At 32.0% G+C, this 23,979-nt stretch carries 26 protein-coding genes; 8 read left to right on the plus strand and 18 right to left on the minus strand.

The window, feature by feature from the left end; all coding sequences use genetic code 11:
• Positions 1-41: 41 nt before the first annotated feature.
• Genes IKS50_RS07290 through IKS50_RS07305 form a run of 4 tightly spaced genes read left to right on the plus strand, consistent with a single transcriptional unit; the run spans position 42 to position 2,963 of the window.
• Positions 42-341, plus strand: a complete 300-nt coding sequence (locus IKS50_RS07290; RefSeq protein WP_292847682.1) for an STAS domain-containing protein — start codon at positions 42-44, stop codon at positions 339-341.
• A complete protein-coding gene (locus IKS50_RS07295) occupies positions 338-715 on the plus strand; it encodes an ATP-binding protein (protein WP_292847685.1) in 378 nt (125 codons plus the stop codon). The genes IKS50_RS07290 and IKS50_RS07295 overlap by 4 nt, the downstream gene beginning before the upstream one ends.
• Entirely contained in the window at positions 715-2,616 is a 1,902-nt protein-coding gene (locus IKS50_RS07300) for a PP2C family protein-serine/threonine phosphatase (RefSeq protein ID WP_292847688.1), read from the plus strand. Before IKS50_RS07295 ends, IKS50_RS07300 begins: the two co-directional genes overlap by 1 nt.
• Before the next feature lie 53 nt (positions 2,617-2,669).
• Entirely contained in the window at positions 2,670-2,963 is a 294-nt protein-coding gene (locus IKS50_RS07305) for a hypothetical protein (RefSeq protein WP_292847691.1), read from the plus strand.
• 150 nt (positions 2,964-3,113) lie between these two features.
• On the opposite strand, the gene IKS50_RS07310 is transcribed toward IKS50_RS07305, so the two are convergent.
• On the minus strand, positions 3,114-6,650 hold the full coding sequence (locus IKS50_RS07310; protein WP_292847695.1) for a C1 family peptidase: 3,537 nt from the start codon (positions 6,648-6,650) through the stop codon (positions 3,114-3,116).
• 364 nt (positions 6,651-7,014) lie between these two features.
• On the opposite strand from IKS50_RS07310, the gene IKS50_RS07315 reads away from it, so the two are divergent.
• Positions 7,015-7,602 (plus strand): TetR/AcrR family transcriptional regulator, encoded by a 588-nt coding sequence (locus tag IKS50_RS07315; RefSeq protein ID WP_292847698.1) that lies wholly within the window; start codon positions 7,015-7,017, stop codon positions 7,600-7,602.
• Positions 7,603-7,614: 12 nt separating this feature from the next.
• Here the strand turns inward: IKS50_RS07315 and IKS50_RS07320 are convergent, their stop codons facing one another.
• On the minus strand, positions 7,615-8,247 hold the full coding sequence (locus IKS50_RS07320) for a 4'-phosphopantetheinyl transferase superfamily protein (protein WP_292847701.1): 633 nt from the start codon (positions 8,245-8,247) through the stop codon (positions 7,615-7,617).
• A 305-nt stretch (positions 8,248-8,552) separates the two neighbouring features.
• On the opposite strand from IKS50_RS07320, the gene IKS50_RS07325 reads away from it, so the two are divergent.
• Positions 8,553-9,572, plus strand: a complete 1,020-nt coding sequence (locus IKS50_RS07325) for a hypothetical protein (protein WP_292847704.1) — start codon at positions 8,553-8,555, stop codon at positions 9,570-9,572.
• Positions 9,573-10,329: 757 nt separating this feature from the next.
• A complete protein-coding gene (locus tag IKS50_RS07330; RefSeq protein ID WP_292847707.1) occupies positions 10,330-10,869 on the plus strand; it encodes a zinc ribbon domain-containing protein in 540 nt (179 codons plus the stop codon).
• Positions 10,870-10,937: 68 nt separating this feature from the next.
• Here the strand turns inward: IKS50_RS07330 and IKS50_RS07335 are convergent, their stop codons facing one another.
• From IKS50_RS07335 to IKS50_RS07350, 4 genes are all read right to left on the minus strand, one after another.
• Positions 10,938-11,327: a hypothetical protein gene (locus IKS50_RS07335; RefSeq protein WP_292847710.1), complete on the minus strand. Its 390-nt coding sequence runs from the start codon at positions 11,325-11,327 to the stop codon at positions 10,938-10,940.
• The gene (locus tag IKS50_RS07340) at positions 11,328-11,750 is read right to left on the minus strand and encodes an RNA-binding protein (RefSeq protein ID WP_292847713.1); all 423 of its coding nucleotides are present in this window, start codon (positions 11,748-11,750) and stop codon (positions 11,328-11,330) included.
• A gap of 31 nt (positions 11,751-11,781) precedes the next feature.
• A complete protein-coding gene (locus IKS50_RS07345) occupies positions 11,782-12,339 on the minus strand; it encodes a 50S ribosomal protein L15e (RefSeq protein ID WP_292847716.1) in 558 nt (185 codons plus the stop codon).
• A 160-nt stretch (positions 12,340-12,499) separates the two neighbouring features.
• Positions 12,500-13,690, minus strand: coding sequence for a glycosyltransferase (locus tag IKS50_RS07350; RefSeq protein ID WP_292847719.1), 1,191 nt, complete (start codon positions 13,688-13,690; stop codon positions 12,500-12,502).
• Positions 13,691-13,730: 40 nt separating this feature from the next.
• Here IKS50_RS07350 and IKS50_RS07355 point away from each other — a divergent pair, with 40 nt between their 5' ends.
• Entirely contained in the window at positions 13,731-14,129 is a 399-nt protein-coding gene (locus IKS50_RS07355; protein ID WP_292847722.1) for a DUF3795 domain-containing protein, read from the plus strand.
• Positions 14,130-14,138: 9 nt separating this feature from the next.
• Here IKS50_RS07355 and IKS50_RS07360 read toward each other — a convergent pair whose 3' ends face one another.
• The 12 genes from IKS50_RS07360 to IKS50_RS07415 form a co-directional block, all read right to left on the minus strand.
• The gene (locus tag IKS50_RS07360) at positions 14,139-14,561 is read right to left on the minus strand and encodes a DUF3021 domain-containing protein (protein ID WP_292847725.1); all 423 of its coding nucleotides are present in this window, start codon (positions 14,559-14,561) and stop codon (positions 14,139-14,141) included.
• A gap of 8 nt (positions 14,562-14,569) precedes the next feature.
• Complete coding sequence (locus tag IKS50_RS07365) at positions 14,570-15,010, minus strand: LytTR family DNA-binding domain-containing protein (protein ID WP_292847728.1); 441 nt, start codon at positions 15,008-15,010, stop codon at positions 14,570-14,572.
• Between the two features lie 3 nt (positions 15,011-15,013).
• Positions 15,014-15,289: a 2TM domain-containing protein gene (locus IKS50_RS07370; RefSeq protein ID WP_292847731.1), complete on the minus strand. Its 276-nt coding sequence runs from the start codon at positions 15,287-15,289 to the stop codon at positions 15,014-15,016.
• Positions 15,290-15,541, minus strand: a complete 252-nt coding sequence (locus tag IKS50_RS07375) for a 2TM domain-containing protein (protein ID WP_292847734.1) — start codon at positions 15,539-15,541, stop codon at positions 15,290-15,292.
• A 128-nt stretch (positions 15,542-15,669) separates the two neighbouring features.
• Entirely contained in the window at positions 15,670-16,368 is a 699-nt protein-coding gene (locus tag IKS50_RS07380; protein WP_292847737.1) for a diacylglycerol/polyprenol kinase family protein, read from the minus strand.
• Positions 16,368-17,486 (minus strand): tocopherol cyclase family protein, encoded by a 1,119-nt coding sequence (locus IKS50_RS07385; RefSeq protein ID WP_292847740.1) that lies wholly within the window; start codon positions 17,484-17,486, stop codon positions 16,368-16,370. Before IKS50_RS07385 ends, IKS50_RS07380 begins: the two co-directional genes overlap by 1 nt.
• Positions 17,487-17,742: 256 nt before the next feature.
• A complete protein-coding gene (locus IKS50_RS07390; protein ID WP_292847743.1) occupies positions 17,743-18,168 on the minus strand; it encodes an EamA family transporter in 426 nt (141 codons plus the stop codon).
• A gap of 40 nt (positions 18,169-18,208) precedes the next feature.
• Positions 18,209-18,835: a uracil phosphoribosyltransferase gene (gene upp, locus IKS50_RS07395; RefSeq protein ID WP_292847746.1), complete on the minus strand. Its 627-nt coding sequence runs from the start codon at positions 18,833-18,835 to the stop codon at positions 18,209-18,211.
• Complete coding sequence (locus IKS50_RS07400) at positions 18,828-20,117, minus strand: uracil-xanthine permease family protein (protein WP_292847750.1); 1,290 nt, start codon at positions 20,115-20,117, stop codon at positions 18,828-18,830. The genes upp and IKS50_RS07400 overlap by 8 nt, the downstream gene beginning before the upstream one ends.
• A gap of 237 nt (positions 20,118-20,354) precedes the next feature.
• Positions 20,355-20,996, minus strand: a complete 642-nt coding sequence (locus IKS50_RS07405; protein ID WP_292847753.1) for a queuosine precursor transporter — start codon at positions 20,994-20,996, stop codon at positions 20,355-20,357.
• 102 nt (positions 20,997-21,098) lie between these two features.
• Positions 21,099-22,916 carry a cysteine peptidase family C39 domain-containing protein gene (locus IKS50_RS07410; protein WP_292847756.1) on the minus strand — a complete coding sequence of 606 codons (1,818 nt, stop codon included), beginning with the start codon at positions 22,914-22,916 and terminating at the stop codon, positions 21,099-21,101.
• Between the two features lie 65 nt (positions 22,917-22,981).
• Complete coding sequence (locus IKS50_RS07415) at positions 22,982-23,977, minus strand: NAD-dependent epimerase/dehydratase family protein (protein ID WP_292847759.1); 996 nt, start codon at positions 23,975-23,977, stop codon at positions 22,982-22,984.
• Between the last annotated feature and the right edge of the window lie 2 nt (positions 23,978-23,979).

Genomic DNA, 23,979 nt, shown 5'->3' on the forward strand with positions numbered 1-23,979 from the left:
TTAAAATTAATATGAATTATATAATAATAATAGTGATTATCATGAATATTGTTAAAAATTACAATGAAAAAGAATTGACATTATCAATTGAAGGCCGCATTGACACTATCACATCACAAGACCTTGATAAAGAGATTAATGAAGAATTTGGTAATTTTGACTCATTAATTATGGATTTTACAGACCTGGAATACATTTCAAGTGCTGGGCTTAGAGTCCTGATTGCAACACAAAAGAAATTGAAACCTGAAAACATACCGTTTGTTATCAAAAACATCAATGATGCAGTTGGTGAAATATTCAGAATGTCCGGTTTTGACAAAATCCTTAAGATAGAATGAACTCAATAACTCTAAAACCCGAAATATGCGAATTATATTCTTTAAATGAGTTTATTTTAAATGAGCTTGGAGAGAAAAACATTCAAGTCGATTTAATTGTCGAAGAAGTATTCGTCAATATTGTCGATTACTCAAAAACAGACTTTATAATTGTCAATGCCGAATTCAGAAAACCAACATTAACAGTTGAATTTATTGACAACGGAATTGAATTCAATCCCCTTTTAAAAGAAAATCCTCCCCTACCAGATGATATCGATGAGGCTCAGATTGGAGGGTTGGGAATTTTTTTAACTAAAGAGATAGCGGATGAATTGGATTATACTTATGTCAATAGTGAAAATCACTTGAAGATTATTAAAAAAGTGGAATGATGAACGATAAGCTAAAACAAATTGGAATTCCTTTCATATTAATGATAATATTTAATTTGGGAATTTATTATTTGAATGGTTGGCAAAATTTCGGAGAGGGTCTGAGCCCACATGTTGGATTATTATTAATTTCAGGGTTGCTTTTTGGACCATACGGTGCACTCGGATCAGCCCTTGGAACTTTTTTATGTGACCTTGTAAGAGGATACAGCCTGACAATTTCCGTTTTGTCCGAAATTATAGGTTTTGCAATATCCTATCTTGCATATAAATTATGGTATGGCAATTACAAAGGCAGACTGGAAATAACTCGGCCGAAATTAAACAATACTTATAACATCATTTTATTTATAGTAATAACTCTCATCTGTGCACTTTTATTTTCCGTATTGAACGGAAAATTATTTTATTTATTTTATCCCGATACAGTTCCTATACATTTCATTATTGAAACCAGATACTTCCTTAATTTTATCAATTCAGCATTTGTTTTTGGAATTATCGGATTATGGCTTTCAAATAAAATTGATTTTGTACATATTCCCAAAAAATCCGATAATGAATCTAAAGAGAAAGTATATAAAATACTTGGAATATTATTGCTTATTACTATGTTATTAGCGGCAGTACCTGATTATGGCAATCTTTTAAATAACTACATTGCCGCTTTCGAGTTGATTGTTATTACTGCAATTCTATTTGCTTACTTAACAAAGCCTATTACTTCAGATATTATGATTAAAAATTCCAAATCCATTCCAGAAGAGATAATGAACATTTTCCATTTGGCAATACTGTTTATAATCATCATTGGAATTTTAATATCATATGACCATCTATTAATTACTGCAATTGATGATTTCCTTCCAATAAATGCAAATGAAATCATGATTTCGATGATGATCCTTGTGGACATTTTACTTTTAATTTTCTTCATACCTTCTTTTTCTGTTTTGAAATACATTGAGATTAAAGTCATTGAACCTATCATTTCATTTTCAAAAATTGAGGATTTCATACATGAAAATGAAAAGATAGAATCCGACAAATTGGTAGGTATTTATTCTGAATATGTTAATGAAGAGACTGAAATTGGAACACTTGCCCGTTCATACACTGATCTGATTAACTTCAACAATAGCTATATTGAAAATATTCATGAGATTGAAGGTGAAAAGGAACGCATCAAAGCTGAACTTAATATTGCAACAAGAATTCAGGCCGCAAACCTTCCGACTGAAGCTATAGTTAATGATGATTATATTGTTAACGGATATTCAAAACCTGCAAAAGAGGTTGGAGGAGACTTTTTCGATTATTATCCGATAGATGAAGATAATTTGGTTATCGTAATCGGTGATGCATCAGGCAAGGGAGTTCCAGCAGCTATCCTTGCAATGATTACTCAAGTCATGATAAAACAGTTGATTAAAAGTGAAGTGAACCCTTCAAAAGCATTATATTTACTGAATAATCAGTTATGTGAAAACAACTCCGAATCAATGTTTCTCACATTATGGCTTGGAGTCTACAATACGGCAACTGGAAAGCTAACATTTTCAAATGCAGGACACAACCCTCCATTAATAAAAGAAAATGATATATTTGAATATCTGAATATTGATTCTGGAATTGTTTTGGGAATAATGGAAGACTTTGACTATACAAATGAAGAAATAACATTAACAAATGAACTTGTAGTATACACCGATGGAATAACCGATGCAAACAATAACGACAATGAAATGTATGGGGAAAACAGACTTTTAAACTTCTTTAATGAATTTAAAAGTGATAATGATCCAATACGACCATTATTAAATGACATTCATGGTTTTACACAAGATGCAGAGCAGTTCGATGATATGACCTTATTGTACCTAAAAATCAAAGAGGATTAAATAAACATTAGCATAAAGTAAAATAGTTTTGTGCCAATATTTTATAAGAAAATTTGTGTAGATGTTATACTGGAATATTTAAAATTAACTTGAAAAACATTTTACAAAATCCTCATAATATACATTATTTCTTTTACAACTATGCAAACAGTAACATGGTGCTGGTTAAAAGAAATCAAAAATTGTATGATCCGGATTCACTGCTATTGATTGGTGATGTTAAAGATAGTGATGTTGTAAAAGAAATTTCGGATCCTAGCTATATTGAAACTCACGAAAAAGTTCTACCTCTTATGCGTACTTTTCAGCCAACTTTGTTAGGAATTTTATTTGATGTTTTTACTTAATTTTTTGGAAAAATGTTCATGATGCCGAATTTGAATAGCTATTAAATCATGCTGAAATAATTTATCTAGTAAGATAAGAATTAAGAATTATATTTAATAGTACACAATGACAAAGCATTTAAAAAATAAAGAAATAAGGATTAAAAATCCTTATTGAACTTTTACTGTTGTTTTTATTGTATCTTTAAGATATGTTATCTTAACTGCATAAGATTTGCCTTTTTTAAGCTTTTTAATAACATTCTTTTTGATGGTTATCTTAGCAATACCTTTAGCATTGGTTTTTGCACTGTAGGTTTTACTCTGGAATTTGAATGTTATTTTTTTGCCTTTAATTACCTTTTTTCCCTGTTTTAAAGTTGCTTTTAAAACCAGTTTTTTAGAAGTCCTTTTGACCTTAACTGTTTTTTTACTGGTAAGCACCTGTTTCACTTTTAAAGTGTTTTTAACAGTTTGACCGGCATATGTAGCAGTTATTGTATATGTTCCGGGAGTTATTGTGTTAGGTATTTTTAAAATTGCCATACCATTTGCATTGGTTTTTACCCTGAAGGTTTTCTTATTGATTTTAATGGTGACAATTACATTTTTGCCAACAACCTTGCCATCCGCACCGAATACCTTAACTGAATAGGTATTTTGGCCATTGTAGAACATATTGATATTTTTATTGCCACTGAGTCTGGATACAACATTGACTGTTGAAGTTACAGTTTCTGAAGTGAGATAATTTTTGAAAGTTATTTTATATGAGCCTATATGATTATATATAGGAATGGTTACTGAGCTTATTACCTTGCATCCAGCATCATAAAAGTTAACAGTGAATTTTGAATTGGAATTGTAGCCGACAGTGATTTTTTCATCAACACCTATACTGCTTGATATATTGATTGTGTTGATGACAGCTGTGCCGTTGACATATGTTGTGATTGTATAAAATCCTGGCTTTAATAAAGGCAGCTTGAAATTGGCTATTCCATTTTCATCTGAAATATTTGTAATATTGACTCCGTTTACAGAAACCATCACAGTAACATTGCTTTCACTAACATTAACAGCAAATACCTTATCCTGAGAATAACATTCAGCAATATTCTCTGTAATGAAAGGATTGGATAAAGTATATACTTTTAAACAGCAAACTGAACCTCCTACAGACTCATCCTCCCAATAACCTCCCATATATGATTGTGAAGTTGCCTCGTTATAATGAGCTCTTGAAAACAGGCACAGAGGAAGTGAATCGGAAGTTATTGCAACGGAAAAGTTATCTCCTTTTTTTACTGATACATATTTGTCCAATTTGACAGTATGATACCCAAAGAATGGTGAAACGCCATTTTGAGTGTAAACCAATTGTCCGTTTACAATAACCTCGATTTTATATGAAACGTTTTCATCATCAAAATAGGTTCCAACACCTGCTATTACATCATCCTGATAAGCTTCAAAATAATTCAGATAAATATATTCTTTGAAGTCTTCCTGATAGTCCGAAATTCCGCTGAAGTCATACTGATAATTATTGTTGTACGGAAGAGTATTTTCAATGATAAAACCGATAAAAGAGGCAGGACCATAGTGGTCTTGGGATGGATTTAATGTTTGATCATAGTATGAGACATAGAATAATCCTTCATCCCCCCATTCAGTTCCCCAGCTATTTTTAATAATCCATGCGCCATCACCTGGGGCAGGAGTATTGAAATTGTCTTTGGAGTAATTGTCATCCCATCCGACAACACATATTGCATGGTTTGCATTTTCAAATTCAGGATAATAATATCCATATGTTGTTTCGTTATAGTACTCGTCATCAAATAATAAATTACCTGTTAAAGCACCATATTTGAGAATGGCCTGTTTGACAGTTGCTGCGCTATCCAAATTTCCAGGAGCATATGGCACCAAAACAACATCCTGAATATGAATATGTTCAGGAGAAGTTATTATTGGTGAAATTTTTCCAAGTTCATCGTAATCATCATAATTATATGGATATACTCCAAACCAACTTAAAACATAACCTAAACCCACCATATTGTCTGCAGCTTCATATACTGAATTTGATCCGTACAGGGAATACATCAGCATTGAATTTTGAACATTATTTTCTGAAAGACAATATGTAACATTTGTTGCCTTTAAAAGAGCAGACTCTAAAGAGCCAACAATTGCAAATGCCCAGCATGAAGCCATATTTCCCTGATTTTTAACAGGAGTGAGCAAATGCTCATCTTTTAGACTATATCTCGAAGGGATATTTGTGATGTTTACTGTATTGTTTATTAAAGCCAACTGTTTTCCAATACCGCTTACTACACTTGGATAATATACATTGTTAAAATCACTTTTCAATATAGTATCGTTTCCGAATAATTTACCTTTCTCACAGCTGTCATCGAAAAAAGTAATGATTGCATTGCCGTTTCCGTTAAACTCCAAATTGTCAATATGATATTCACAGTCATAGAAATATAATCCAGCACCATTGAGTGCCTGATTATCAATGAATTTGCAGTCATTAACAGTTATTATTGAGTTGTCTATGTATGCGGCTCCTCCTCCGTATGTCAGATAATCAATTGGAACCTTCAAATAATTGTCTTTAAAACTACAATTGATAATTTTTCCTTCCATTGCAGAAGTGAAAAATGCACCCCCTTTATAATCGGCAGAGTTATTGATAAATGTTGAATCTCTGATTTCAAGAGCCATGGCCAATGAAAGGACGGCACCTCCAAATTCTGATGAACAATTTTCAAACAAGGCACTGCTGATTAATGCATTGCCTTCCTGAACTTCTCCACCATCAAAAAATATTGCTCCACCATTTTTGGATGATGAAACATTAATAAATTCACACCCTTCAATAATGTCATTGTATCTTTCCTTAGATGCAATTGCTCCGGCAGTATTCATTGCAAATAAATTGACAAATCTTGATTTCCATAATGTAAGGTTTCCATAGATATTGTAAATGGCAGTTGCATATTTAGAGGTGGTGTTGGTGAAAGTGGAATTTGCAATTTCCATATCTGAGCCGTATGAATAAATCAAACTCCAATTAATGTCATCTTCACTTTTAAAAATTCCATTGCTGACGCTTACATTTGACAATGAAGAATAGATTGCTGAACCAAAATTTGCATAATTGTCTATGAATTTATCATTATAACTGGCATAGGTAGAATTACTGATATATAATGCTCCCCCACGCATGCCCCTACAATTTATAAATGTCACATTGTTTGTAACGATGTTTTTTCCCAAAATCATTGAAGGCAAGTTTCCATTTTTCAAAACAAGATTATTGATTGTGAGATTAGTTGCATCAATTTTAAACAGCCTTGTCTTGTTCTTACCGTCAATTACATAATTATTACCGTTAATGACAAAGTTATCCTTTTTAACAATAACCCCATCAGTATCATCTCCGTCTTCATAAACATAATTCCTTTGAATGTCCAATTTATCATCGGAATTGTTTATATCTGAACTTAAAGCAGTTAATGAAGCATTTTCATTTTCAACAGTTAAAATTTCATTGTTATCAATGGCCATAGTTGTTGAATCATTTATTTCAAGAGTATCTTGCGTTGCATTATTTGCACTGACTGCACTAATAGAAATCAGCACAATCAATGTAGAAAGCAAAATGACCATCATTTTCCCTTTTTTCATAAAAAATTAACCTCCATATAAAGTATATGCATTACCCTACATATAAATTTTAGAAGCAAAATTAAATATAGTAATGTTGTAAAAGAAGTTTCAGAGCCAAGTTATATTGATACTCAAACTAGACTATTCTAATAAGGCAGATTTGTTAATCTAATTTTTTTCATTGTGTAATGTGAAGTATGTTTTTTTCATTACATCATAAAAGACCACATATAAAGTTTTTAGAATGTAAGTGCTCAATACATCTTAAAGCAAATAATAAATTGTATTTGCTAAAAACAATGAATTTGAAGGGAGATAATATTAAAAACTGTGGATTGTGCAATATAGGATTATATATATTATTAGCAATATATTTATAGCCATGAAAGAATTTAGCAGCACTGATGAAAAGATTATTAAGGCCACATTTGAAATTCTTCAAAGGGAAGGATTTACAAAAGCAACAACTAAAAAGATTGCTGCCGAAGCGGGCGTGAATGAAGTAACAATTTTTAGAAACTTTCAAAATAAGAACAATTTGGTTGAGATTACAAAAAATTATTATCTGCAGTTACTAATTAGCAAATTAGAGGAGATATTTGAATTTGGGGAAGATGAAGGAATCGAAGAATATCTCAAAATTTCTTTTTTCGGCATTTTAAGTCTTTCAGATGAAGATTTCAGTATAATTCGAGTAGCTATGGAAGAAGTAAGAGAAAATCCTGAGAATCAACTTTTAATATCTGAAATCACTGATGTGATATTAAATAAATTGGAAGAATTTTTCAAATTGAAAATGGAAAAAGGCATAATTAGACAAGTCAATCCGAAAGCATTGGCGATAATGTGTTTTGGCATGCTATTCCAGTCAGTTATATTATGGAAGATATATAATAAGAATCTTGAGTTTGAAACAAACTATTACGCAGATGACCTGATAAATATAATGTTTGAAGGAATAAATCCATAACCAAATTTATTTTTAATATAATTCATCAACAGTTACTTCCCGTAACTCCAATGCATCGTAGTGGCTGGCAATTCCAATTTTATAGTTTTCAATGTCAAACAGATTAAATTTTAAATTATTTTTGTCATTTTTTAGTCTGATTGTATCTTCAATCATTATTTCAAAACTGTCCAGTTGCAGATTCATACCGAGACCAGTATATTTCATGTAGCTTTCCTTCAAAACCCAGTATTTGAAAAATTCTTCATAATTGTTTTTGGCATTCATGATGTTTTCATATTCGCCGTTGTAGAAGTGATGTTTAGCTATGTTTAAATCAATTGCATGGTCAATATATTCAATATCTGCTCCAACTTCCTTATCGGATATTGCGCATAAAACCATTTTGCCGGAATGACTTAAATTGAAATGAATGTTTTCATGATTGGATATGTATGCCTTGCCGTATTTTTCAGTTTTAAAGATTGGATCTGTGATGTTTTCTTCCGACAATAATTTTTTCAAAAGCAGATAAGCTCCGGCACTTAGCTTTTTGTCCTTTTCAAATCTGTAAAAATCGATTTTTTCCTGACGATTTTTGGAAACCAAATCGTAAGCATTTTCCAAATCCAGATTTTCCACATTACAATAAGCTAATCTAATCATGTTATCGTAAAATACAATAATGTCTCTCAACTTCATTCAAGGCATGTTCCATTAAATAGACTCTATTTGAAATAATTTAAATAGTTAAGTGTTTACATATAATTCAAATTTTAAATATGATTTTATAGTGATTAAAACAAATATTACTTTTTTAAATAAGTTATTTCTTTAAAATAATCATTATTTTTCTTTATTTTATTATTTTAAGATGCAAGTGAGCACTTACATTCGAAAAACTTTATATATGGTCTTGAATAAAGTAACAGTAGAAAATACAAGTTTCTAAAAATAAAAAAGGTTTTAATATGAAAAAATTTGCATTAATCACAATCTCATTATTGATTTTAATTATCGGTGTTGGCATTGCTTCAGCAACCGATATTAATGGTACCATTGATGATGCATCCATTCATGCAATTGATCATCAATGTAGTGTAGATGAAATAAATAATACTGTTCAAAATGACGCCCATGATAACAGCATTATTTCTGTTGGAAATGATGCAGATGTTAATGGCACTATTGTCAATAGCAACAGTTCCACCGCTGCAACTGGGAATTCAAATCAAAATCCTTTAGACCAAAAAGTAGTTCCAACCGTTGGTGTAAAAAATCCAAAACCTATTGATTTAAGTCCTGAAAATCAGAATTCTCTTAAAAAAGACATTGCAAAATATAACAGATACTTCCAAAATAATCATTTAAAAACAATGTCAAACGGTAAACAATTCTCTAAAATGGACTTGATTTTAGAGATTTACAAACACTACTCATTTGAAGACACTGTAATAATCGCAACCCACGTATTAAGGGATAACGGATTAAAAATATCCTTCAGTGAAGTGGAAGCCATGATGTACCAAATGATTGACGGATCAGTATATACAGGTTCCAAAGAAATGAACGGTTCCTACTATAAGAATGAAATGCACAAAGCAGATGAATTACACAAGTCAATCAACAACGAATCCAAAAAATACATAGACCTCTTCAATAAAAAGAATGGAAAGGCTTTTATTGACATTCCAAATCTTCGTTACTCATATCTTGATTTGATTTTAGAAATTTACAGGAATCATACAAGCATTGAAGAAACAATATTGATTGCTACCCATACATTGCAGAATTGCGGTTACAATGTCACTGCCGCATCTATAGAAGATACCGTTAATCAAATGATGCATGCATCAATCAAAACAGATAACAGCCAGTTTACTTCACTGCAGTATTTCCTTTTCTTTACTGAAATAAAAGTTATGCATGAACAGGGAGGTAACATTGAAGATTTGGCTTTCATAGGTACCGGATTTCCTGTACAGTTATAATATAACAAGAAATTATTATGTTTAATTAACTAGGATTTTTTCCTAGTCCTTTTCTTTTTTTATTTTTACATTTTAAATTACCTGCTTATTTTTAAGAATTTTAGCCCGAGTTTTGAAAAAATTTCATGAAAAATTAAAAAAATATGAAATTCAATGACAGAGATTAACTGAAGTATAACCACCATAACTTCTGATTAACATTTTAAATTTTAAGCAATACTAAACCTTATTTTAAAATCAATGTAAAACTAAGGAAATACTATTAGATTTATTTTAAAAAATTAGTTAATATATTCTTATATATGTAAAATAAAGATAGTAACAACTTATATACAATAAATAAAAGTTATACTATCAGTTAAATTTTATACACTCCCAATTTAAGAATTTAAATCAAAAAACAAAATATATACATATTAATAACATAAAAATAAAAAGTTTAAATCAGCGAAATTTTTTGTAGCAACTTAATTAGCATAAGTCTTAAAAAAAGTAGTGTAGAGAGGTAAGTAGTACAACTATCGCATAAGTTTTCATATAACTCTCTCCAAATAATAATTAATTTATAATTTCATTTTTAAGTTATATAAAATTAATCTAGTTTTAGTGAAAAATACTTCTGCAATGAAACTTATTCTTAATGATTTATCAATTACATATTCGACAAACATAGTGGAAATTAGAAAAATATACACAATATATAAATAAGTTTTTTGACTGAAATTTGTTTAAGAGGACAATTTGAGAGGGGTATAATATGACCAATTTTTGTACTAACTGCGGAACCAAATTAAGAAAAGAAGATAAATTCTGTACAAACTGTGGAACTAAAATAATAACAGATGGGAATTATTGCACTAAGTGTGGAAATAAAATAAGAAAAGAAGATAATTTCTGTACAAACTGTGGAAATAAAATAACTCAATCTGATGTAACACAGAATAACCATTCATCAAGATCAGCGCCAGACAGTATAGAAAAAGAAGAAAAGAAAAAATCAAAAATAGATGATGAAATATTCAAATCAGAAGAAATAAAACCAGAAATAAGAAAAAACAATATTGCCCCAAAAGTCAGACCCATTAGAGAAAAAGAAAAGATAAGTAAAAAAATAGAAGCGAATGAAAGGACTTATGGAGGCTATTGCGGTTTTAATTGCAAACATTACTACGAAGAAATTATAGATGGGGACGGAGGGGTAACTGCTGATTATGAGGAGGATATGTGTGGTGTTTTCTATTATTGTAATTTAGACCATTCCTTAGTTGAGGGACGCTTTTGTGAAGATTATGAATGATAGAGAGAACATAAGTAGCACAACTCTATCATGAGTTTTCATAGAACTCTCTCCAAAGTATAATTAAATTAATTAGGAATTACAGTTACATTTCCTTCATAGGTACAGCCCTGATATTTATCGTGGCCGGCAAATGTAAAATCTCCATAGTAATTATCTTTACCTGCATCAGGCAGATATTCAGCGTTTTCAATTGTAAACTCACCATTTTCGTCTGTTTGAGCAACTACAATTGTTCCCATCTGATAACCGGGTTTATGGAAAGATATTGTTTGATTTGGAACCCCTTGACTGTATGCGTCCATTAGCATTCCTGAAAAGGAAGCATTTTCTTGAACTTCAGTTTCATTTAGGATTATAAAAGTAGCTACATCATTGTTAAATTGGAACCAAAATACCCCAATACAAATTACAAATGCAACTAATAAGATTATTAAATAATAGCTTTCTTTTTCCATTTAATCACTACCTAAAATAGCTTCACGTACTTTATCAACTGCAATTTCTTTTTTTGCAGGATAAGCGGCAATTTTAATTTTAAGATGAATTGCATCTCCTTTATCTAGGATAGTTAATTTTTCATCTAGAGCGTCAGTCTTATCAAATCTTAAAAACAAGTTACCTTTTTCATCCATTTTTCGCTCTAAATCATTATTTAATTTATCTAAATCTACACTTTCTAAAAGTGTGTTAAAAAAAGTTTTTGTGTATTTTTTTTTAGATACAGTACCTGATAGAATTATTATTTTATCTTCAAGTAATCCTTCAGCCTCTTCTGCTTCTATTTCCGCATCAGGCAAAATATTTAAAATAGCTTGACTAATTTCGTCAATGCTTTCATTTTCATAAACGAAAGCTCTGAATTTGATATTATGAATCATTTAAATCAAAATAAAAAGGATTGAAGAAAAATTAGATTTTTCTTCTTCTGGCTTGTTCAGAGCCTTTTCCTTTAGATTTGATTCCACGTCCTTTGTTACCAGCACTAGTTAAGCCTCTGAGAGCTCTGTTAGTGTGTTTTTTGGAGCAAATCCAATTGATTTTTTTATCGTTAATGATAGAAGGACTTTGTGGATCTACTAAAATTACTTCATAATATTTATGTTTTCCTGTAGACCATACCCAATAAGAGTTTAATACTTCTAAGTTAGGGTATTTTTTACCTACACGTTCTTCAGCAATTCTTTGAAGTGATTTAGCTTGGGTAATTTTGTTTACACCCATTCTTTTAGGTTTACGACCGTTGAAGCGACGAGTTTTTCTTCTTCCACCACGTCTTACTCTGGTTCTTACTACAATGAAACCTTTTTTAGCTCTGTAACCTAAACTTCTAGCTCTGTCGAGCCTGGTTGGTCTTTCAATTCTTTGAACTGCTTTTTGTTTGCTCCATTTTGGAGCTCTTTGCCACATGAGCTCACGTACGTAAGACTCATCTGGGTTTTTCCATGCGTCTCTAATATATTTATACATAAATTAACACCTTTTTGTTCAGCCACTAGGGCCACATCCATATGGGAACTTATCCCAAAAAAAGTAATTTATCACTGTTAAAAATAACAGTAATCAAATATTTGTTTTATCTATTTATAAAGGTATCGTAAAAATAGAAAATTTTTCTAGTTTTCAAGGACTATAATAATTTTTTCATTGCTTCTTCAAACTTATCCGTAATGGCTTCCCAATCATTTGATTTTACATATTCACGGGCATTGCTTGCAATTTCATCATATTGATTATTGGCCAAAATTGTTTCGGCAGTCTCTAAAACCTCTGATGCTTCTTGAATATACACAATACCGTTTCCATAGCCAAATTCTTTTGATATTCCAGGAAGTTCTGTTGCAATAACTACTTTTTTCATTGCCAGATATTCATAAATTTTAATTGGAACAATATCCTGCATAATCGGTTCGTCGATATGTGCTGGAAGTAAGCAAAAATCGGCTGAAGCTAAAAATTCAGGTATTTTTTCGAATGGTTGTTTCCCTGTTAATATCAGCTGATCTGCCATATCGTATTCATCTCTGATTCGGCACATCTCATCATAGGCATCTCCATCACCAACGACTAAAATCTTATAATTCGGATATTTATCTTTGTTTTCACCAAATTCGCGTGCAAGTTCTTTCATGCCTGCAAATTCATAAATCCATCCCATAAAGAAAAGTACAATGTCATCTTTATCAATTCCATATTCGGCACGAATTCCTGAATCGTCTAAATCCGGATTATAACTATTCAAATCAATTCCTGCATCGATAAGTATTGTTGAATCCGGTTTTGCACCGACACTATAAGCAAATTCGGATAATTTTTTATTGATTGTAATTACCAAATCCGCGTTGCGAATAGTTTTTTCCGTAAACATCTGCCCAAGCTTTTGAAATGCCTTTTCAGGAATCAGCGCATATATGACATCAATGAAATAATAAACGAATGGAATATTATATTTCTTTGCCAATCTGGATGCATTATAAGAGTTCAAGATTCCCAATGCGAGAATAATATCGGGTTTGAATTCTTCAATCTGATGATTGATTTCGCTTTTATGTGTGAAAAATAAGGTTGCATAGTTCAGACCTTTGATTTTAATAAACCCTGGCCTTATGACCTCAATATTTGCCCCTTCTTTAATTTTTGAAACATTTTCATGGACTTCCTTGTGATAAATCAAACCGCTGTCATCATCATTCGGCCAATCTATCGGGTAATCAATAACCTTTATTTGATGGCCCCTTTCCGCCATTCTCTCCATTAAATGATGTTGTTGGTGGGGATTTCTCTCTAACCAATCAGATTCCTGAACAACTAATATTTTCATAGAGTAATATTTATTAAAAATTAAATATATAACTTTCTTTATGAAAATGCCTGAAACAATTGATTCAAAATTACTTGCCCCATGCGGGATTAACTGTATTAGCTGTGAAAAATATCAAAATCCGTGTGCGGGCTGTTTAATAAGTGATGATGGTAAAAGTAAGGCCAGTTTAAAATGCAAGATTAAAGCTTGTTTTGATTCAAAGAATTTCAGTTACTGTGGACGTTGCAGTGAATTCCCTTGTCCCTTAATTAAAAAGCACTCCAAAAAATATGTCAAAAGGCATGATTTAAATACCCTTGATAGTGCTAAAAGAATAAAAACAACAGGTATTGGGCGAATGATGGCCCAAGACCGTGAAAAATGGTTATGTCCCGAATGTGGGGGAATCATAAAATTCCAAACTAAAGCTTGCAGCGAATGCGGATTTAAAAAATAATTATCCATATTAATTTTTTAACTTATTGTTCAAGTCACGGGCAACCAAATAGTAATAGATATAAAAACCACACCATGAAATGGCTGCAAATATGCAAGCTATGATAATCCATTCAATAATTATGCCTATTCCTAAGTTAATCGGCATCCATTGAAGATAGATTGCAACGGCAAATAATATTATCATTCCAATACCCATTTGGAATGCCACTTGAAGCGGGAATGCAATGTCTTCCCTTTCATAAATCAGTCCGGTCAATGAAAATCCCCAACCAACGACAATTGATCCAAGAAATGCATTTATGATTGTCCTTCCTGTAAACTGAACATTCTGAGGACCTCCCTGTAAGGAAATTAAAACCATGATGAACATTACAATAAAACAGCCGACAAAGGCACCCATTGCCAATCTTTTAATTAAATCAGTTTTCATATTCTCACCTATAAATCTAAAGCATTTTTAAAATCAGGCAAATATTTCCTTGAGATATTGTCTTTCAGACCATTTTTAAGTTGTATAAACATCATTCCCTTAAGTGATGGAGCCACTCTTTCGATTCTTTTCAGATTGACAATAGTGGTTTTTGAAATACGGACAAAATCACTACTTAAAGTATCTTCAACTTGATATAATGGTTTTTTAATTAGATATTCACTACTTTCCGTATACACCTTTACCTGCTTGTCTTCAACTCTGAACATGAAAATTTCATCCAATTGCAAAAGCGCAATGTCAGCCCCTTTCTTAACGGCAACCATATCAGATGATTCATCACTTTCTAAAATAGACATTGCTTTTGTAACATTATCCGTAAGTTCATTAGTGTGAATATCCGCATAAGGCTCTTCAATATCTCTTGAAACAAATAAATTTACCTTCATAGTTTATTTCCTTAATTTTTCCATTTCCTCTTGAATTTTACGTTCTCTGTATTCTTCAGTTTCAAATTTATCAGTAAATACAAATGCTTTTAAAAAGTCAACAAAAACTCCAATCCCCCAGAAGAATACCGGGAACAATACCCACCAGAAGTCTGGAGTGAATATTGCATTAATAATGGCTAAAAATGCATTGACAATAACATAAGCCTTGAAATTCTTATAAAATTTAATTTTACGATCAGCTCTTTCTTCCGCTAATGCTCTTAAACTATCACTCATCTAATCACCCATCCTTTGGAGTTCTTTTTGAACCATTTTTTCTCTATAATCCCCTAGGGAATATGCATTGAAGAAGTCATCTAAAACACCAATTCCCCAAAAAAACATTACAAATGCTAATAACCAAAAGCTTTGTAAAAATACAAAACAAATAATTGCTATTATTGTATTTACAATCAAATATTTATATAGATTTTCTTGAAACTTAATTTTCGCATCTACTCTTTTCTCTGCAATATATCTTAAATCCATTTTTTTACACCTTTTAACTATTCGTTAATATAACTAAGTAAAAGACTATATAAATGGCTATTTGGCAATGTTTCCAAGATGCAGAATTTGATTACTGAAATGCAAAAAATAAGAATTAAAAGTAGTAGCTATAATACAGCTACTAAGAAATATAAAATTGAAGTTACAGCAGGAACTGTTAAGTTGTCAATTCCACCATAACTAAATGCTTCACATAATGTTGCAACTGCTGAAATCATTATTATGTTTACAATATTGAATTCAGGCATTGTGCATCCGATTGAACTGAAGACCATCCATACAAATACGCTCATTACAGAGGTAATAACAAACATTGTAAGTGATCCTTCAAGAGATTTTGTACCTCCGAATACTGTGTATTTGACTTTTCCGAATTTTTGACCAATTAATGCTGCAAATCCGTCACCATATACCATAGGTACAATAGCTAATGCTACAATCCAAATGTAGAATTTTGGATCGTTTGCAGGAGCAATCATTGCAAATACTGCAATTAAAATGGTCCAAATTAATGCATAGAAGAATAATCCCAATGCATGACCGGATTCAGTTACACTGTTTTCTATCTTAATTGGTGAATATTCAGTCAAGAAGAACAATGCAATTGTAATCGGCAGTGTTAAAAACCAGACCATTACCCAAGGATCTGAGAAAAATGGCATGGCAAATATCATGTTACCTACCATAATATGTAAAAATTTACGTGAAACCTCAGGCCGTGTCTTTAAAACCATTTCAGCTACAACGAAAATGACGGCTACATAAACATATACAATAATTAATGCAAGGATGTCTGTGAATATCATTATTTATCATACTCCCCATATTCACAGCCGGCATTTTCCATTTTAACATGATCAATTAGGGTTCCGTCTTTTTTGTATAGTTTTATTTCGCCCCAACCATTTCCACCATTCCATAAACGGTTGTGTCTTTTTTGGCCATCCGGAGCCTCATAATTAATAAATAACATCTCATCACGTTTACAGTAGAGCACCATTTCCATTTTGGAATTTTTATTACTTGCATTTACATGCCAGGTATGTACATCTTCCCCTTCTTCAAAGTCAAAATCGATTTTTACCATGTTCCAGAATCTTGCAAAATTGTATTCATACATGGTACCTTCATAGTAAAATCCAATTAGTAATTTACGAGGAATTGAAATACCAAATGCTTTTGGTTTTCCTCCTCCGGCTTCAAATGCAGAATTATTTAATTTTTTACCTGTAATAAGGCTTGTTAAGTTACATGAAGAAATCCATAACCATGGTGAGGTAAAGTCTCCTCCCCAGTTTTTATCTGCATAACCATATGATTTTTCTGGAATGACCTCATATTCTTCCCCATCTAACCATATTGTTCCGCTGTATTGGGTTTTGATTCCTTCCGCATGCCAAAACATTTCAAATGAGTTTAATTTTCTAAATAAAGAGCTTGCACCATAACCAACATTGAAAGTGATTTGTTTGTCAATATCTAAATCCCACATCATGTCTCCGGCATCACACATGTATTCCGGGTGATTTTTAGCATCTTCTTCAGATACTCTTGAAAATCCACTCATGTGAGTTTCAGTTAGACTGCAATCTCCTACACGAATATTCAATTCATCATCTGGGCATTCAAAGTATTTCATTGAGTAAAAATTATGAATTTGTTTTGGATTTTTACCCCAAGTTCCTGCTTTAACCATACAATAAGATGGTTTTTTGCCCGCAGCTTTGTTTTCAGGTAATTGTCCAAGTGTAGGTTCTTCTTCAGCTAAAGCAGGGTTACAGACAAAGTATTCAATAAAAAAAGGTCTTGGTTCGCCAGTTTTCTTATTATATGCAGTTAAAGAATGCCACCACCAATCATAACCTTTCTTGGCAAGTGGTCCTTTGAGCATAAAATAATCTCTTTTCAAATCACTTTTATTCATTTTAATCCTCCAAGGTAAGATAATATAATATTTGTTTAAATCCTTTTAAATAATTTATTCTAAAATTTCCAATGAAAAACATGATTTTTATCAAATTAATTTAAAAAAAAGAGTTTTAGCAAAAAAAGTTTAAATAAATTTTAAAAAAATTAAAAATTTTCATCATCATCGCCAAAAGCATCATGTCTCCAATCCGGACAGTCTCTTCCCCTTTTTTCATCCCATTTCCCATAAAGTGGGCATCAGACCATTGCAACTAAATATTAATTAAGACTAATCCAAACATGCAGACAATTACGCCTATAATCTGGTTGATGGAAACATTTTCTCTGTACAAAAAATAACCCACAAATAAAAGAACACAAGCAAGACCGATATTTGCAACTACACTGGCTGTACTGACAGCCCATCCCGCACGATATACGAATACATATCCTACTTCAAGACCTACAATAGCCAATGCTAAAATAACAGATGTCCAATTGATTTTAGACATCTCCTCACCTACATTTGATGGTCCCACCATGAATATGAAAATTATGGCAGAAATAATCGTTGCAACTAAATAGGTAACCATTAATGCACCAAATGGATTGACATCTGAAGGCATTGCCTTCATACACACGTTATAAAAAGTATTAGAAAGAATAACTATTAGAATCGGCCAGATTAAATTCCACATAAAAATCAAAAAAAGAAAAAGTAAGTGAAGTTAAACTTCACTATTTTGTTCCATATACTCTGTCACCTGCATCTCCAAGACCCGGTAGGATATATGCATTTTCGTTTAATTCCCTGTCAACAACTGCACAGAAGATTTGGACATCAGGATGGTCTTCTTCAATGCATTTGATACCTTGAGGAGCTGCCACAATGCATAGCAATTTAACTTTGGACACGCCATCCTGCTTAAGTCTTGAAATTGTTGCGGATGCGCTTCCACCTGTTGCAAGCATAGGATCAACCACTAAAACTTCCCTATCGCCAATTCCATCCGGCATTTTATAGTAGTATTCAATTGGTTGGAATGTTTCTTCATCACGATAAAGACCAATGTGGCCTATTTTTGCATTTGGAATAACATTTAAAATTCCATCAACCATCCCCATACCTGCTCTTAAAATTGGTACGATGGCATAATTGTCTTCATTTAACATTCCAGTATCCATTTTTTCAAGAGGAGTTTCAATTGTTGCTTCTTCAAGTTTTGCATCCCTCATAGCTTCATAAACAAGGATTGTTGAAATTTCTGTTACTAATTCTCTGAATTCTTTTGTTCCTGTGTTTATATCTCTTAATATTGCTAGTTTATGAGTTATTAATGGATGATTTAGGACAAATTCATTCATGTTTTTCCTCCGGAATGCAAAGGTTTAATAATACACCAACAATAGCTGCAAGAGACATTCCAGATATTGCAATAGATAAATCTCCATTTACAATAGATAATGTTGCTCCACCTAAACCTAAAACAAGCATGGTTGCAGCCACAACAACATTTTTAGTATTGTTGAAGTCAACTTGGTTGTGGATTAAGATTTTTAAACCATTTACACAGATGAATCCATATAATAATACTGAAATACCACCTAAAACAGGCTGTGGAATTGCAGTTAAAAGTGCAGTTAAATGACCTGAAAATGCAAATATTATTGCAATAACTGCTGCAAGACCAATAACATAAGTAGATGCAACACGAGTCATACCAACAACAGAAGTATTTTCACCGTAGGTAGTGTTAGCAGGACCTCCTAAAAATGCTGCTAAGAATGTTGCAAGACCATCACCGAGCAATGTTCTTTGAAGACCTGGATCTTCGATTAAATCACGACCAATGATTTCACTTAATACTTTGTGGTCTCCAACGTGTTCTACCATTGTTACAAGTGCGATTGGAACAATTGTCAAGATTGCAGCGAAGTTCAAATCATAATTCATAAATGGCAAGTAAAATCTAGGTATCTCAATTACATTGGCGGTTAATGCTTGTGTGAAATCAACCATACCAAGAGCAGCTGCTACAATATAACCTACAATAATACCGATTAAAAATGGAATAACTTGCAGGATTCCTTTTCCACGAATTGCCACTAATGCTGTTACTAAAAATGATATGAAAGCAACAAGCAAATTAGTCCATGGAACAACAGCCAAATCCAAACCAATTTCTTGAATAGCTGTTGGAGCAAGAGATAAACCTATTACCATAATCATCGGACCAACTACAACTGGAGGCAGTAATTTGTTAATCCATCCAGGACCGGTCATACGAATTATCAAGGAAATAATTACGTAAACAATACCTACCATCATCAATGCTGTAAATACGCTTCCAGTACCCCCAATTGCATAACCTGCAATCATAGGAGCAATGAATGCAAAGGAACTTCCCAGATATACTGGGCTTCTATTACGAGTACAAATTAAATAAATTATTGTACCTAAACCAGATGAAACTAATGCCACTGGAATTGATAAAATATCTGCACCAGCTGTGGTGTTTACAACGATAGGAACTAAAATTGTCGCCCCGAACATTGCGCATACATGCTGAATAGCAAGAAGGACCCACCTAAGTGTGGTTGGTTTATCACCAGTGCCAAGTAGCATATTACTATTTTCTTCCACCATATATATCACAAAATTTTCCTATATTTTATCATAAATTGATTAATAATTTTAAAAAATTCTATTGAATAATTTAATAATTAATATAAAAATATTTAAAATATATAAAAACTTATTTTAAATATATTATAACAATTTCTGATTATTAATATATATCTGAATAAAATAATAAAATACTTTCTATTTGAAAAGTTATTTTAAAAAAATAAAAAAAAGTTGGGAAAAATTTCCCATTAAAATTTAAGCTTCTGCAGGTTTTCCTTTTTCAGCCCATTTTACAGTCATAGTTGTAAATGGTTGAGCGATTACAGTCCAAATTAAACTTAAAACCCAATGTGAGAATACCATGATTAAGATTTCGATAGGTGCGTAAACACCAGCGAATGCTAAACCAAGGAATACAAAGTTATCGATCAATTGACTGAATCCGATAACACCGAAGTTTATGATGGAAGAGTAGTCCCTTCCTCTGTTAACAATAACAGTCAATCTTGCATTTACGAAGTTACCGATTAAGTAACTAATGTAAGATGCTACAAGAATTCTTGGGGTTTGGGTAAATACAAATGCTAGGCTTGAATCTCCGGTAAAGAATGATGGAGAAGGTAAGAACAATATTAAAGTTGTCATGAACACAAATAATACGTCAACAGCAATACCCAATATAAGGGTCCTCTGTGCGGTTCTCTCACCGTAAACATCTGCTATTACGTTTGTTAAAATATATACCAAAGGATAGATTAAAACTCCTGCTGGAGTTTCCATTCCTAAAAATCCGATGTTAATAATTTTAACAGTGATTAAGTTTGCTATGGTAAACGCCATACAGAAAAATGCAGTAATTATTACTCTTTTTTCAGTAAAGTCAAAATTTAAATCCATACAAAATAATATTAAGTTTTAAAGTATTTAAAAGTAATTATAAAGCTTATTTGAATTAAATAAAATAAAAATGATTAAAAAAACAAGAATAATAGAAAAAAACTACATCCCTATGTCAGGTATCCTTTCAGAAACATTCTTGCGCGGCCATTTAGCACCCATACTTGAATAATAATTATTAAGTTTATTCTTAGTGGATTTCTTCAAGTTATATTTAAGTTTAACAATCAATCCGGAAGTGTCATAATTATTAAATCTTCCTTTCATATATTTCACAGTTAACCATTTGGTCGGAATTGAATGGCTGCCGTGATTATAGTCACCTGAAGGATTTCCAACCAAAACCTTTTTACCATCCTTACTGATATCCAAAATGGAAATGTAATGGTTCCAAGTATGGAATATTAAAGCACAACCACCTTTTTTAAGCTGTTTTAGGGCTTTTTTATAAGAGCTTTTGTAATATAAGGTACATTTGAAATTCTTCTTTTCTAAACCTTTTTTAAGCCCTTTAGTACTGGAACCCCAATAGGAACTGGTGCCTGATAATTGACTCAAATATTTTTCATTGAAATAATTTTTCAGAACTTGGGTGCACATGCTTGCAGATGTTGGGCCGCATGTATATCCAGTATTCTGAATATCCCTAACCTCACAATAAGTATAAGATTTGCCTTTTAAGGATACTGTAACTTTACTTGGCCAATAATTTTTATTATTCTTCAAAACTATCTTTGTATTGACTGCCCTTTCAATTACATTCCATTTTTCACGTTTAATGATATGATTTAATTTAGGCTCGGCTTTAGATTTGAAAAATGTATATTTCGGCAATTTATTCTTTAGAAACAAACAATAGCTGTCCCTTTTAATTACTTCCCTATACTGAGCTTTGGTAAGAGTATAAGTACTGTCTCCGTCGGCCAATACATAATTGCCCGGCATCAAATCAATATCGGGAACTCCATTGATTAAATTAATTTTGGCTTTAAGAGGATTTTTAACATTTCCTTTAATGCCTTTAACTGACTTTTGAGCACTGCATCCTATTACATTTGAAGTTCCATCAAATTTTACGATGATTTTAAGTGTGCCAGTACCCATTTCAGGCTTGAATATAATTATTCCTTCAGAATTGGAAGTTTTTTTGAATGTTTTGCCCCCAATAGTGATTGTGACTGTTTTTTTAGAAACCGCTGAAGGAGTGGAACTTTTTAGATAAATTCTCAAATAACCATTGGTTAATAGTTTGGTATTTCCAATAGTTACTGTAGTGGTTGCCGGAACAATTAAATTCAAAGTTTCTGAAACAGAATTATAATAGTCGTTTCCTTTGAAAGTAATTGTCAAGGAATACTTTCCAACTGCCAACTTAACTTTAAAACCCGCATTACCTTTTTTATCCGTATCATCATTGTAGGAGTTGCCATTAATTTTGAAAATGATATTTTCACCGGTTATCTCTTCTCCATTTTGGCCTTTAAGAAGAGCCTGAAAATAAGTGCCGCTAATTACAGTTTTGTTAACTGGAGTGATAAATGAATCAAATTTTAGAATTTTAATGTTAAAAGATTGGTTAACGCTTTCAACAGTTTCATTACCAATAAAAGCAACGTTGAGTAAATATTTTCCTGGTTTAAAATTCAGTTTTAGACTGATTTTACCATCGGAGTCTGTAGTATCATTCTTAATTGTATTATCAATAGTTATTGTCAGATTTTGATTGCCTAATGGATTGTTGTCCTTATCTTTGAGATAAATATCAATTGATTCATTAAAATATGCTTGTGAAGAATTGATAGAGATTTCAGGAATCTCTTTTGTTTCATTGTCCGGAATATCGCTTATTGGGGAGGATTCATCACTTAATAATAAAGATTCAGTAGTGGAATTATCATCATTAGCTGACACGAATCCCATACATAACACCAAAATTAATAGTATCAGTGCAATCTTTATATATTTCATTATTCCTCCACCTTTATTTAAAATTCGGCTGATTTTTGAATGTTTTCCCAATTATCACAGAACCAGTCATGAGTTCTTTCAAGGCCTTCATCGAATGAAACTTTTGGAGAGTATCCTAATATTTCTTTTGCTTTATCAATTGAAGACAATAACTTGGTTTTAGCATCCCAATCACGACGGGCAACATAGTTAATACCTGCTTCATTTCCAGTTAATGCATTGATTTTATTTGCCATGTCAATGACTCTGTGATCTTTTCCAGAACCTAAGTTAATAGCCTCGCCAATAGCTTCTTCTTCAATACCCATAGCGACTAAACCATTACAGATATCATCTACAAATGTCCAGTCTCTTGTTTCTGAACCATCTCCTGTAATCGGCAGTGCTTGTCCGTTTTTAGACCAGTACATGAAGTTTGGAATTACATTTCTATATTTTCCAGGCACCTCGCCCGGACCAAATACATTAAAGAACCTTGCGTTTACAATGTTCATTTCATATAAGTTGTGGAAGTAGTTAGTATAAAGTTCCCCTAGGAGTTTTGTTACTTGATATGGGGTGTGAAGTGAGATTGAAATATCATGCTCTTCGAATGGCATTTTAGAGTCAAGTCCATAAACTCCACATCCGGATGAAGAGTAAACAAACCTATCTACGCCGGAAAGTTGTGCATATTGAAGTACTTTTAAGATACCGATTCCATTAACCATTAAATCTTTCTCAGGGTTATCGACACTGTTTTGATTAGCGAAGTGTGCTGCCAAATGGTATACGTAATCCGGTTTTTGTTTGAATACCCTTTTTAAAACAGCATCATCTAAAATGTCTCCCTGGATAAATTCAATATTGTCTCTAGGAGGAATGTTCCATTCATACGCTGATGAAAGATTATCTAATATAATTACTTTTCCAGCTCCTAAATCAGCAAATTTACGGGTCAAATTACTTCCAACACAACCTGCTCCACCAGTTACAAGGATTGTTTTATCTTGATATTCACCATATTCACTCATAA

The organism is Methanobrevibacter sp. (genome assembly GCF_017539065.1).
Lineage (GTDB): Archaea > Methanobacteriota > Methanobacteria > Methanobacteriales > Methanobacteriaceae > Methanocatella.